The 12139-nt window shown below is 64.4% G+C and carries 10 protein-coding genes; 2 read left to right on the top strand and 8 right to left on the bottom strand.

The window, feature by feature from the left end; genetic code table 11:
• Positions 1-30 precede the first annotated feature (30 nt).
• The gene (locus BLS51_RS11030; RefSeq protein WP_090182799.1) at positions 31-1116 is read right to left on the bottom strand and encodes an AI-2E family transporter; all 1086 of its coding nucleotides are present in this window, start codon (positions 1114-1116) and stop codon (positions 31-33) included.
• Between the two features lie 161 nt (positions 1117-1277).
• On the opposite strand from BLS51_RS11030, the gene purM reads away from it, so the two are divergent.
• Positions 1278-2321, top strand: a complete 1044-nt coding sequence (gene purM / locus BLS51_RS11025) for a phosphoribosylformylglycinamidine cyclo-ligase (protein ID WP_090182801.1) — start codon at positions 1278-1280, stop codon at positions 2319-2321.
• Positions 2322-2404: 83 nt separating this feature from the next.
• Positions 2405-3607: an alkaline phosphatase family protein gene (locus BLS51_RS11020; protein WP_229207536.1), complete on the top strand. Its 1203-nt coding sequence runs from the start codon at positions 2405-2407 to the stop codon at positions 3605-3607.
• A gap of 20 nt (positions 3608-3627) precedes the next feature.
• Here BLS51_RS11020 and BLS51_RS11015 read toward each other — a convergent pair whose 3' ends face one another.
• The 7 genes from BLS51_RS11015 to BLS51_RS10985 form a co-directional block, all read right to left on the bottom strand.
• Entirely contained in the window at positions 3628-3885 is a 258-nt protein-coding gene (locus tag BLS51_RS11015; RefSeq protein WP_090182803.1) for a hypothetical protein, read from the bottom strand.
• 156 nt (positions 3886-4041) lie between these two features.
• Complete coding sequence (locus BLS51_RS11010) at positions 4042-5262, bottom strand: 6-phosphofructokinase (RefSeq protein WP_090182805.1); 1221 nt, start codon at positions 5260-5262, stop codon at positions 4042-4044.
• Between the two features lie 56 nt (positions 5263-5318).
• Positions 5319-7331, bottom strand: coding sequence for an alpha/beta hydrolase family protein (locus tag BLS51_RS11005; RefSeq protein WP_090182807.1), 2013 nt, complete (start codon positions 7329-7331; stop codon positions 5319-5321).
• A 75-nt stretch (positions 7332-7406) separates the two neighbouring features.
• Positions 7407-9473, bottom strand: a complete 2067-nt coding sequence (locus BLS51_RS11000; protein ID WP_090182809.1) for a sodium:solute symporter family protein — start codon at positions 9471-9473, stop codon at positions 7407-7409.
• Positions 9470-9859, bottom strand: a complete 390-nt coding sequence (locus BLS51_RS30190; RefSeq protein ID WP_090182811.1) for a DUF4212 domain-containing protein — start codon at positions 9857-9859, stop codon at positions 9470-9472. Before BLS51_RS30190 ends, BLS51_RS11000 begins: the two co-directional genes overlap by 4 nt.
• Positions 9852-11372, bottom strand: coding sequence for a sensor histidine kinase (locus BLS51_RS10990; RefSeq protein ID WP_090182813.1), 1521 nt, complete (start codon positions 11370-11372; stop codon positions 9852-9854). Before BLS51_RS10990 ends, BLS51_RS30190 begins: the two co-directional genes overlap by 8 nt.
• Positions 11369-12088, bottom strand: coding sequence for a response regulator (locus tag BLS51_RS10985; protein ID WP_090182815.1), 720 nt, complete (start codon positions 12086-12088; stop codon positions 11369-11371). Before BLS51_RS10985 ends, BLS51_RS10990 begins: the two co-directional genes overlap by 4 nt.
• Between the last annotated feature and the right edge of the window lie 51 nt (positions 12089-12139).

Here is a 12139-nt window from a genome sequence, read left to right as displayed (position 1 = left end):
GTCTTTTGCATAACGTTTATCTGTTTCACATCATGCATTATAAAAGCTGCTGCGCAGATAGTGGCGTTGCAAGTGACGGAAAGCGACCATCAGCACGGCGGAAGCGGGTAAAGCCAGCAGCACGCCGACAAAACCAAACAGCTGGCCGAAGGCCAGCAGGGCGAAAATCACCGCCAGCGGATGCAGGCCGATGCGCTCGCCGACCAGCCGTGGCGTCAGCACAAACCCTTCGATCACCTGGCCGATGCCGTAGATGATGGCCACCGCGATCACGCCGCTCCAGTCGGAGAATTGCAGCACCGCCGAGATCAGCGCCAGCACCAGCCCGAGGCCGAAGCCGAGATAGGGGATGAACACCAGCAGGCCGGTGATGATGCCGACCGGCAGGGCGACGTCGAAGCCGGCGATGCCCAGCGCCGCCGAGTAGTACACGGCCAGCACCAGCATCACCAGCAGCTGGCCGCGCAGGTATTGCGCCAGCAGCGTATCGACCTCGCGCGCCATGCCCATGGTCGGTTCGATGTAGCGGCGCGGCACGCAGCGCGCCACCCGCGCCAGCATCGCCGGCCAGTCCAGCAGCAGGTAGAAGAGCACCACCGGGATCAGCGTCAGCGTCGCCAGCCAGCCCAGCACGGCGGTGCCGCCGACGCGGGCGGAATTCAGCACGGCAGCCCAGATGGCGTCGCCGCTGGCGGCAAGCTGTTCGGTCGCCAGTTGCTTGACGCCGGCGCTGTCGAGGCGCACGTTCAGGCCCAGCTCACGCAGTTTGGGCGCCAGCAGGTCGTTGGTCTTGGCCAGGAAGGCCGGGATCTGCGCCTGCAGCAGCGGGATCTCTTTTTGCAGCACCGGCACCACGATCAGCACCATGGCGGTCAGCGCAGCGAAGAACAGCGTGACGACGATGGTCACCGACAACGCGCGCGGCATGGTGATGCGGCCGCCGAGGCGCACGCGGTCCAGGCGGTCGACGCCGGGATGCAGCGCATAGGCGAAGATGGCGGCTGCCAGGAAGGGTGTCAGCACCGGGCCGAGGGTAATCAGCAGGAACAGGAATGCCGCCCATACCGCCAGCCAGAATGCTGTTTGCTTTTGCTCAGCAGAGAGGGGAAATGGCATGGAGCTGAATTCGATGGTTAAAAAGGCGGTTGGACGGGGCAATTTTGATAAAATAGCGGATTGACCGGGTTGTCGCGCCGTTTTTTGCGCGTTTTCGTGCGATTTTGGCATGAAAATAGGTCTCCGCCTTCTATTTTACCGCCTCCGCTGCGAAATACACCATGAGCCAAACTTCTAATGTTTCCCTGTCCTACCGTGACGCCGGCGTCGATATCGACGCGGGTGATGCCTTAGTCGAAGCAATCAAGCCATACGCCAAGCGCACCATGCGCGAGGGCGTGCTGGCCGGCTTGGGCGGTTTCGGCGCGATGTTCGAGATCAGCAAAAAGTACAAAGAGCCGGTACTGGTCTCCGGCACCGACGGCGTGGGCACCAAGCTGAAACTGGCGTTTGAACTGAACCGTCACGACACCGTCGGCATCGACCTGGTGGCGATGAGCGTCAACGACATCCTGGTGCAGGGTGCCGAGCCGCTGTTCTTCCTCGACTACTTCGCCTGCGGCAAGCTGGACGTTGCGACCGCCTCGAACGTCATCAAGGGCGTGGCGCTGGGTTGCGAACAGGCCGGCTGCGCGCTGATCGGCGGCGAAACCGCCGAGATGCCGTCGATGTATCCGGACGGCGAATACGACCTGGCCGGCTTCGCCGTCGGCGCGGTGGAAAAATCGAAAATCATCGACGGCACCAAGATCGCGCCGGGCGACGTAGTGCTGGGCCTGGCCTCGTCGGGCGTGCACTCGAACGGCTACTCGCTGGTGCGCAAGATCATTGAAGTGTCGAAGCCAGACCTGGCCGGCGACTTCCACGGCCGTCCACTGGCCGACGTGCTGATGGCGCCAACCCGCATCTACGTCAAACCGCTGCTGGCGCTGATGGAAACGCTGGAAGTCAAAGGCATGGTGCACATCACCGGCGGCGGCCTGGTTGAAAACATCCCGCGCGTGCTGCAGCCTGGCCTGGTGGCCGAGCTGGACTCGAAAGGCTGGACGCTGCCACCGCTGTTCCAGTGGCTGCAACAGCACGGCGGCGTGGCCGACGCGGAAATGCACCGCGTGTTCAACTGCGGCATCGGCATGACCGTGATCGTCTCGCAAGAGAACGCGGCAGCAGCGATCGCCCAGCTGGAAGCGGCTGGCGAAACCGTCTACACCATCGGCAAGATCCGCGCCCGTGTCGGCGACGAGCACCAGACCATCGTCATCTAAGCGATACTTTTCGATACAAAAAAGCGGGCTGCGTGCCCGCTTTTTTCATGTCAGCGTCACGCATGGCGGGCATACTGCGCGCCATGAAAACATTACTGACCCTGCTGCTGGCGCTGGTTGCCGGTACCGTGGCCGCGCAGCCGGCCCATCCTGTGATCCTGGTGTCGATGGACGGTTTCCGTCCCGACTATCTTGCGCGTGGCGTCACGCCCAATCTGAACCGGCTGGCGGCAGCCGGCGCGCGGGCGGTGGCGATGCGGCCATCGTTCCCGTCGATTACTTTCCCTAACCATTACACGCTGGTCACTGGCATGCGGCCGGATCATCACGGCATCGTCGATAACACGATGATCGACAAGGCGGTCTCCGACCGGCGCTTCACCTTGAGCAATGCCGAGGCGGTGGTTGACCGGCGCTGGTGGGATCAGGCGGAGCCGGTGTGGGTGACGGCCGAGCGCCACGGCATTCGTACCGGCACCATGTTCTGGCCTGGCTCGGAGGCCGCGATACACGGCGTGCGGCCAACCGTGGCGCCCAGGTTCGACGGCAAGCTGCCGGCCGATGCGCGGGTCGACATGCTGCTGTCGTGGCTGGACCGTCCGGCCGGCCAGCGTTTCGGTTTCATGACCTTGTACTTTGATGATGTGGACCATGCCGGCCACACGTTCGGCCCGGCGGCGGCGCAGACCACCGAGGCGGTCGCGCTGGTCGATCAGGCCATCGGCCGCTTGCTGGAGGGCCTGGCCAGCCGCCATGTCGACGCCAACCTGGTGATCGTTTCCGACCACGGCATGGCGGAGGTCAGCAGCGAGCGGGTACTGCCGCTGTACCGCGCGCTGCCGCCGGACAGCTATGAGGAAGTGACCAGCGGCCCGTATGCGGCCATCAATCCATCATCGCCCGATAAGGAAGAAGCACTGGCGGCAGCGCTGGCCATGTCGTTGGCGCATATGCAGTGCTGGCGCAAGCAAGAGATTCCGGCGCGGTTGGCGTATGGCCGCAACGCGCGCGTGCCGGCTTTCCTTTGCCTGGCTGAGCCAGGCTGGAGCATCGTGTTCAGCGAAAAGAGCGCGGCCAAGGTCAAGGGCGGCAAGCACGGCTACGACAATGCGGCGCCGGACATGGCCGCGACCTTCATCGCGGCCGGTCCCGCCTTCAAGCCGGGCGTGGTACTGCAAGCGTTTGATAATGTGGATGTGTACCCGCTGCTGATGCGTTTGCTGGACGTGGCGCCGCTGCCGTCTGACGGCGACATCACGCCACTGCTGCCGGCGCTGGTCGAATAGCGCTGGCAGCGTCCAGTGTCTCAGCGTCGCGGCGGTGGCCCGCCTTCCGGCATGGCGGCGATGACGTCGCCCTGCTTGCGGCAGATGCCGCTGACGGTATCGCCGTGATGCCCGGCGAACTCCACTTTCGTGCCTTCCGCCTTGCCTTTGCAGGCCGCCACCGCTTCCGGCGGCGGGCCCGGCGGCGGACCATCCGGCGGCGTATTATTCTGCGCGGACGCGCTCAACATGCAGCCGGCCAGCGCCGGCCACAGCATCCAATGCTTGATCAATTTCATGACAACTCCCGATAACAATGCGTGAGCCGTCATTGTGCTGCGGGTGCTTGTTAGCTGCGGTCAAGGCAGCGTAAAGGCCGGTAAATTGGCGTGCGCCGCCTGCGCTACCACCAAACACAAGCAGGAATTCTGCGCGCATTTTTCCGAGGTCAAGTGCTAGGCAGGCCGCTGGAGGATTTTTTCCACCGGCGCCGGGCGCAGGCGGAAGGCGTCGGGCATGCCTGAGCCTAGCAGCGGCCGCAGATACAGGCGGAAGGCGTCAGTGACGTCGGTGCCGCTGGCGCTGATGAACTCGTCCTCCATGACGCGCGTCTTGCCGGCGACGGTAGCCAGCGGCAGCAACTCGTAATCCACCGAATAGAAGCCGGTGCGCTTGATGGCCACCGAGCCGTCGCGCTCGCCCCACATGGCAAACTGCACTGCCTTCTCGCCGACTTCGCGCGCCTCGCGCTGGTCGACATCCGACACGCAGCCGATGAACGAGCGTTGCAGGTAGCCGAAGGTGTCGCCGCGCACACGCTTGATGCCCAGCCTGGCCTTGATTTCATCGCACAGCAGGTCGGCCAGCGCGCCGGTGCCGGATAGCTGCACATTGCCATGCGCGTCGCGTTCGACTTCCTTGGCCAGCAGCGAGGCGATCGGCTCGCCGCTGGCGTCGTGGATGCCTTCCGACACCGCGACCACGCAGCGGCCATAGCGTGCATAGGTGGCTTTGACGTCGGCCAGGAACTGCTCCAGCGAGAACACGCGTTCGGGCAGGTAGATCAGGTGCGGGCCGTCGTCCGGAAACTTCTTGCCGAGCGCCGAGGCGGCGGTCAGGAAGCCGGCATGGCGGCCCATCACTACGCCCACATACACGCCCGGCAGCGCGGCGTTGTCCAGATTGGCGCCGGCAAAGGCCTGGGCGACAAAGCGCGCGGCCGAGGGAAAGCCCGGCGTGTGGTCGCTGCCGACCAGGTCGTTGTCGATGGTCTTGGGGATGTGGATGCAGCGCAGCGCATAGTTGGCGGCTTGCGCCTGCTCGCTGACGATGCGCACCGTGTCGGACGAGTCGTTGCCGCCGATGTAGTAGAACTGTTCGATGTCGTGTGCACGCAGCACCTTGAAGATCTCGGCGCAGTAGGCCTGGTCCGGCTTGTCGCGGGTGGAGCCGAGCGCGGAGGAGGGCGTGGCCGCCACCAGTTCCAGGTTCTGGCTGGTTTCGCGCGTCAGGTCGACCAGGTCCTCGTTGATGATGCCGCGCACACCATGCAGCGCGCCGTAAACGCGCGTGCAGTTGCGGAAGCGGCGCGCCTCCAGCACCACGCCCGCCAGCGACTGGTTGATGACGGCGGTAGGACCGCCTCCCTGTGCGACCAGAATTTTTCCCGATGCCATGCGCGCTCCTCCGTTATTGTTGAAAGGCTTGCTGCACCGAGACTATAGCGCGAACTTCAGGGCGTGCCGAGATTCTTGTCGAGGAACTTCTCCACCCGTCCCCAGAAATCAACGCGGGTCTTCGTCAGTTTCCAGCCGTGGCCTTCGTCCGGGTATTCGATCCATTCGACGTTTGGATTGCTGTCCTTGATCGCCTTGTAGAATTTGGTGCCGTGCGGCAGCGGCACGCGTTCGTCGGAGCCGCCATAGGCCATCAGCAGCGGCTGCTTGATCTTGCTTGCTTGCAGCAGCGGCGACGTGGCTTTCAGCTGCTCGGCATCCTTGACCTGGTCGCCGATCAATTGCGGCATGCCGTACTGCTTCCATTCGTCGGTCATGTCGGAGCGGTAGAACCAGCTGCCGTCGTACATCAGGTTGATATCGGTGACGCCCACCCATTCGAAGCCGCACTTGTACAGGTCCGGATCTTTGATCAGCCCCATCAGCGTGGCGTAGCCACCATAGCTGGCGCCGGCGATGCAGATGCGTTTCGGATCGGCATAGCCCTTGCCGATGGCCCAGCGGGTGGCGTCGGCGATGTCGTCCTGCATCTTCAGGCCCCATTGCTTCCAGCCGGCGAAGAACAGCTTGCTGCCGTAGCCGGTGCTGCCACGGAATTCCGGCTCCAGCACCGTGTAGCCGCGCGAGGCCAGGAACTGTGCTTCCGGGTCCCAGTCCCAGCTGCCGCCACGCACCCATGGGCCGCCGTGCACCAGCACCACCATTGGCCGGTTCTTGTTATCGCCTTGTGGCAGCGTCAGCCAGGCGGGAATGGTCAGGCCGTCGCGCGTCTTGTACTCCGCCAGCACCTTGCGCGCCATGGTGTCCGGTTTGATGGCCGGATGCGCGGCACCGATCAGCGACAGCTTGCCGGTTTCCTTGTTGTACAACATCATGCGCTTGGGCCAGATGTCGGCGTAGGCGGTTACCAGCAGCCATGGCGTGACCGACTGTGCCGGCACGCTCAGCAGGTTGACGGTGTTGGGCAGCATATGGTCGATCTTTTCCTGGATTGCCTTCATTTCCGGATCGAGCCAGGTCGTGCCCTGGGCGTCGGTCAGGTAGCGTATGCCCAGCAGCTTGTCCTTGTTCATGATGAGCTTGCCGCGAAAGTCATAGCCCTCCAGGTGCACCAGTGGACGCGCGGCCAGCTTGCCGGCTTTCAGATCGTAGGCGTAGACGTCGGTGGTGTCGCTGCCATTGTGGCTGGTGACGTAGAAGGTGCCATCCGGGCCGAAGGCCAGCGGACGGAACTTGCCGCCGCGCGTGGTGTAAGCCTCGAAATCGGTCAGCTTGTTCCAGTCCTTGCTGTCCGGGTCGCGGTAATAGATGCTGCTGGTTGCCTTGTCGCGGGTGATGGTCAGGCGCGGCTCGCCCTTGTTGTCCAGCATCCAGTAATAGCTGTCGCCAGGGCGCTGCACCGAGCCGCTGACGCGGCCGGTCAAGGTATTCAGGCGCAGCAGGTCGACGTTGATGAGCTCGCGCGCGCTGCTGTAGTTACGGTTCAGCACGTAGATGTACTCCGAGTCCTGGGCGCCTTCCTGATTGGTCAGGTAGGTGTGCCATGGCAGCAGCTCGCGCGAACCGAGGGTGGAACCATCAGTGATGAAGGCCTTGCCGTTGCGCATGGCCAGCTGGCGGAAGCCTGTGCCGTCGCGGTTGATGGCGTACAGTCCCGGTGCGTAGCGCACGTCGCCGTCCGCCAGGTCGCGGTCGGTGGCGGTGAACACCAGGCGGTTGTCGTTGACCCAGGCGTAGCGGCCGATGTCGGCGTCGCTGAAATTGCCGACCACCTTGACCGCGTTGGTGGCCAGGTCGACCACGCCCAGCATGTCGCGCTTGTTGTCCTTGTTGCCGAGCCGGACCGCCAGGTACTTGCCGCTCGGCGAAAGCGTGGCGTCGCTGAATTGCGGGTTGCTGAAAAAGTCGGTCAGGGAGGTTGCCGGCTTGGCGGCTTCGGCGGCCAGCGCCTGGCCACAGAGGAAGGCACCCGCGAATGCCAGGGCGCGCAGGAAATGAGCGGTACGCATAGGTCTCAGTTATAAAATCAGTAACTGAAGCACGATAGCATCAAGTTATCAAATCCGCCACGGCAGAAATGTATTTTATTGTTTTTCCGGCGCGCGGATGTAGTCGACCAGCGCCTCGGTCTGCTTGCCTGGCGGCGGCGTCAGCAGACTGACCACGATGACGGTCAGCAGGCCGGTTGGCACGCCAAAGATACCGGCCGAAATCGGCGCGATGTGGAACCACTGGTTGGCCGCGCCACCGCCCAGCACCGGATGGGTGTGCAGCATGTAGAACACGCAGATGAGAAAGCCGGTGCTCATGCCGGCGATGGCGCCGTAATGGTTGGCGCGCTTCCAGAAAACCCCCAGCACCAGCACCGGGAACAGCGTCGAGCCGGCCATCGAGAAGGCGGCGCCGACCAGTGATAGGATGTCGCCCGGCTTGGTGGAGGCGGCATAAGCGGCGATGAAGGCCACACCCAGCAGCAGCAGCTTGGAAATCGTCACCCGCTTTTGCGTCGAGGCGCCGCGATCGACCAGCTTGTAATAGACGTCGTGCGACAGCGCGTTGGAGATGGCCAGCAGCAGGCCGTCGGCGGTGGACAGCGCCGCCGCCAGGCCGCCGGCCGCCACCAGCCCGGAGATCACATACGGCAGGCCGGCGATTTCCGGCGTGGCCAGCACCAGCACATCGGCGTCGATGGTGATTTCGGCCAGCTGCACCACGCCGTCGCGGTTGACGTCGGTGATGCCGAACAGCGGATTGAGCTTGTCGACATTGGCCCAGTACGAGACCCAGTTGGGCAGGTGGTTGTAGTCGGTGCCGACCAGCGCGCTGTAGATATCGTATTTGACCAGCACCGCCAGCGCCGGAATGGTGAGGTAGATCAGCAGGATGAAGAACAGCGTCCAGAACACCGACACCCGCGTCTCGTGCACCGATGGCGTGGTGTAGGCGCGCATCAGGATGTGCGGCAGCGCTGCCGTACCCAGCATCAGGCAGAACACCAGCGCCAGGAAGTTGTTGCGCTTGATGTCGGAGGTTTCCTTGTCGCCGGGATAGGGCGTGGCGTGCGGCGTGATGGGCCGGGCGCGCTGCGTGTACTGGTCGCGTGCCTCGGTCCAGACGCGTTCGGCCTCGTCGGCGTTTTTCGGATAGGCGACCAGTTCGCGTTCGGCGTTGCGGATTTCCAGCAGCGTGGCGTTGCGCGCCTTGACGCCGTCCAGCTTGCGCTGCGCCTGGTTGCGGCCGACTTCCCACGAGCCCGGCAGGGCCTTGAGTCGGGCGCTGTATTCGCTGGCGCGCTGCAGGTAGATGGCGCGGACTTCAGCTTCCTTCGGGTCTTCCTGCAAGACGTGTTCACGCGCGCTCAGCTGCGGCAGCAGCTTGCCGTAGGCTACTTGCGGAATCGGATTGCCGCTGTGCTTGGCGGACAGCCACATGGCCGGAATCAGGAAGGCTACCAGGATGATGATGTATTGCGCCACCTGGGTCCAGGTGATGCCGCGCATGCCGCCGAGGAAGGAGCACACCAGGATGCTGGCCAGGCCGAGGAAAATGCCGACCGAGAAGTCGACGCCGGTAAAGCGCGAGGCGATCAGGCCCACCGCGTAGATCTGCGCCACCACGTAGGTGAAGGAGACGATGATGGTGGCGATGACCGCCAGGATGCGCACAGTTTTCGCACCGAGGCCGCCACGCTCTGCATCATCGGCGCCGCCGTAGCGCTCGGCCAGGAAGTCGGGAATCGTGTACTGGGCGAACTTGCGCAGGTAGGGTGCGATCAGCAGCGCCACCAGGCAGTAGCCGCCGGTCCAGCCCATGATGTAGGCCAGGCCGTCGAAGCCATGCAGGTAGAGGCCGCCGGCCAGGCTGATGAAGCTGGCAGCGGAAATCCAGTCGGCGGCGGTGGCCATGCCGTTGAACATGGCCGGCACGCGCCGCCCCGCCACATAGTATTCCAGCACATTGGAGGTGCGGCTGATGACGCCGATCAGCGCGTACAGCACGATGGTGGCGAACATGAACAGGTAGCCGATCCACTGGCGCGGCATGCCTTCCTGTTCCAGCGCCGCCAGCGCGATCAGGAAGCAGCCGAAGCCGAGGGTGAACAGGCTGTAGTAGTAGCGCAGGCGCTGGAAAAAAGTGCGGGGTGGTTTCAAGCGTGGGGCTCCAGCGCAGTGGCTTGGGCGGCGGCACGGTCCAGCTTGCGCATGCGCCAGGCGTAGAAGACGATGATGCCAAGGTAGACCAGCGAAGCGCCCTGCGCCGCCAGGTAAAACGACAGCGGCCAGCCGAATACGCTCAACCCGGCCAGCTCGCGCGCGAAGAAGGCGGCGCAGAAGCCGGTCAGCAGCCACAGCAGCAACAGCAGAATGGTCATGCGGTGCACGCGGCGCCAATGCGCGTCGCGCGGCAACAGCGTCTGTCCGGCGGCCACCGGTGGCGTGACGGCGGGCGGCGACGCCGGCTTCGCCGCTATCGGCTGGCCGGCGTGGGCCTCGCCGGCTTCGGCGAGCGGCGTCAAGGGCGGCACTGGCTTATCCATAATATGGCGACTCCTCGTCCTCATCTGCCGGCGCTGGTGGCAGCGGGAACGTCAGGCGGAACAGCGCGCCCGGCAGCTTGGGCTGCGCGGCGCGCGGATTGTTGAAGACATCGACCTCGGCGCCATGTTGCTGCGCAATCTCACGCACGATGGCCAGGCCCAGGCCGCTGCCCTCGGCGGTATTGCCGAGTATCCGGTAAAAGCGTTCGAACACGCGCTCGCGCTCGCCCTGGGCGATGCCGGGACCTGTATCTTCGACTTCCAGGTAGCCGTGTTCCAGCTCATCGCTGCGCACGCGCACGGTGACGCTGCCGCCAGGCGGCGTGTAGCGCAGCGCGTTATCGATCAGGTTGGACAGCAGCTCGCGCAGCATGGTCGGATTGCCGGTGATGGTCAGCGGCTGCGGCGGCGCTTCGAAGCCCAGGTCGATCTGATGCGCGAACGACGCTTGCACCCAGTCCTGCACCACGGTGCGCGCCAGCTCGGCCAGGTCCAGCTGCTGCATGGTGCCGCCGGTCTGCGGCTGGTTCTCGGCGCGGGCCAGGGCCAACAGCTGGTTGACCAGGCGCGTGGCTGCTTCCGAACTCTTGGCAAGTTGCTCCAGCGAGCGGTGGATCTCACCATTGTCGGTCTGGCGCAAGGCCAGTTCGGACTGCATGCGCATGCCGGCCAGCGGCGTGCGCATCTGGTGTGCGGCGTCGGCGATGAAGCGCTTCTGCATATCAATCGTCAACGACAGGCGCGACAGCATCTCGTTGAGCGAGCGCACCAGCGGCGTGATTTCCTCCGGCACCTGGTTGGAGGCGATCGGGCTCAAATCCTCGGAACTGCGCGCGCGTATGCGCTCCTGCAACTGCGCCAGCGGCGACAAGCCGCGCGACAAGGCAAACCACACCAGCGCAAGCACAATCGGCAGCACGATGAACTGCGGCAGGATCACGCCCTTGATAATCGCGTTGGCCAGCTGGGCGCGCTTCTCCAGCGTCTCCGCCACCTGCACCAGCGCCAGCTGCGGCGTGCTGCCATCGCCGCGTTCCAGCTGCACATAGGCGAAGGCCACCCGCACCGGCGCACCATGCATGCCGTCGTTGCGGAAGCGCACGCCGCCGGCTGCGGTCTTGTCCTCATCATCCAGCACCGGTTGCGGCATGTCGCGGTCGCCGTCGATGTGCTCGCCGCGCGGGCCCTGGATCTGGAAGTAGACATTGTCGATATCGTCGGCGCGCAGGATGTCGCGCGCCGAGCCACTGAGGCTGCGGACATGCTTGCCGTCGACCGAACGCACTTGCTGTGCCAGCACGGTCACGCTGTCTTCCAGCGCATGATCGAAGGGCTGGTTGGCGATGGACTTGGCCACCAGGTAGGTAATTGCGATGCTCATCGGCCACAGCAGCAGCAGCGGGGCCAGCATCCAGTCGAGGATTTCGCCGAACAGGGAATGTTGTATGTCCTCGTCCGCATCGGGGGCGGGCGGTTGGTACTCCAGTTCGGCGGCGTCCTGGGGGTGGCTCACTTGTTGGCGTTCCCGGCTTCGGCCTCGGCGCTGGCGCGCGCGGCGGCCTCATTGAATTTCTCCAGGCAGTAGCCGAGGCCGCGCACGGTGGCGATGCGGATGCCGCCCACTTCGATCTTCTTGCGCAGCCGGTGCACATATACCTCGATGGCGTTGTTGCTGACTTCCTCGCCCCATTCGCACAAGTGGTCGACCAGCTGTTCCTTGGACACCAGCCGGCCGGTGCGTGCCAGCAGAATTTCCAGCAGGCCCAGTTCGCGCGCCGACAAATCCAGCATCTGCTCGTTGATGTAGGCGCTGCGGCCGACCTGGTCATAGTTCAGCGGGCCGTGCTTGATGACGGTGGCGCCGCCGCCGGCGCCGCGCCGGGTCAGCGCGCGCACGCGGGCTTCCAGCTCGGACAGCGCGAAGGGCTTGGCCATGTAATCGTCGGCGCCAAGGTCGAGGCCGTTGACGCGCTGCTCGATTGAATCGGCAGCGGTCAGGATCAGCACCGGCAGTAGCGACGCGCGCGCGCGCAGGCGGCGCAGCACTTCCAGCCCGGACAGCTTGGGCAGGCCCAGATCCAGGATCAGCAGATCGAATTCCTGGGTCGACAGGGCGGTATCGGCCTCCTGCCCGTTTCTTACGCAATCGATGGCGTAGCCGGATTGACGCAAGGATCGGGTCAGCCCGTCGGCCAGCACACTATCGTCTTCGGCAAGTAAAATACGCATGTAAACCACTCCAGCTGCACAAGGCCCTATTTTGGCGACTTTTTGTGCATT

The organism is Duganella sp. OV510 (genome assembly GCF_900100205.1).
Classification (GTDB): Bacteria; Pseudomonadota; Gammaproteobacteria; order Burkholderiales; family Burkholderiaceae_D; genus Rugamonas.
The sequence above is the reverse complement of the archived record's forward strand: the minus strand, read 5'-3'. Positions and strand labels throughout refer to the sequence as shown.

What these genes read in the sequence shown, in the direction of transcription:
- BLS51_RS11020 (WP_229207536.1), top strand. Translation starts at nt 2,405, where the DNA reads ATGAAAACATTACTGACCCTGCTGCTGGCGCTGGTTGCCGGTACCGTG.
- BLS51_RS11015 (WP_090182803.1), bottom strand. Translation starts at nt 3,885, where the DNA reads ATGAAATTGATCAAGCATTGGATGCTGTGGCCGGCGCTGGCCGGCTGC.
- BLS51_RS11010 (WP_090182805.1), bottom strand. Translation starts at nt 5,262, where the DNA reads ATGGCATCGGGAAAAATTCTGGTCGCACAGGGAGGCGGTCCTACCGCC.
- BLS51_RS11030 (WP_090182799.1), bottom strand. Translation starts at nt 1,116, where the DNA reads ATGCCATTTCCCCTCTCTGCTGAGCAAAAGCAAACAGCATTCTGGCTG.
- BLS51_RS11005 (WP_090182807.1), bottom strand. Translation starts at nt 7,331, where the DNA reads ATGCGTACCGCTCATTTCCTGCGCGCCCTGGCATTCGCGGGTGCCTTC.
- purM (WP_090182801.1), top strand. Translation starts at nt 1,278, where the DNA reads ATGAGCCAAACTTCTAATGTTTCCCTGTCCTACCGTGACGCCGGCGTC.
- BLS51_RS30190 (WP_090182811.1), bottom strand. Translation starts at nt 9,859, where the DNA reads ATGGATAAGCCAGTGCCGCCCTTGACGCCGCTCGCCGAAGCCGGCGAG.
- BLS51_RS10985 (WP_090182815.1), bottom strand. Translation starts at nt 12,088, where the DNA reads ATGCGTATTTTACTTGCCGAAGACGATAGTGTGCTGGCCGACGGGCTG.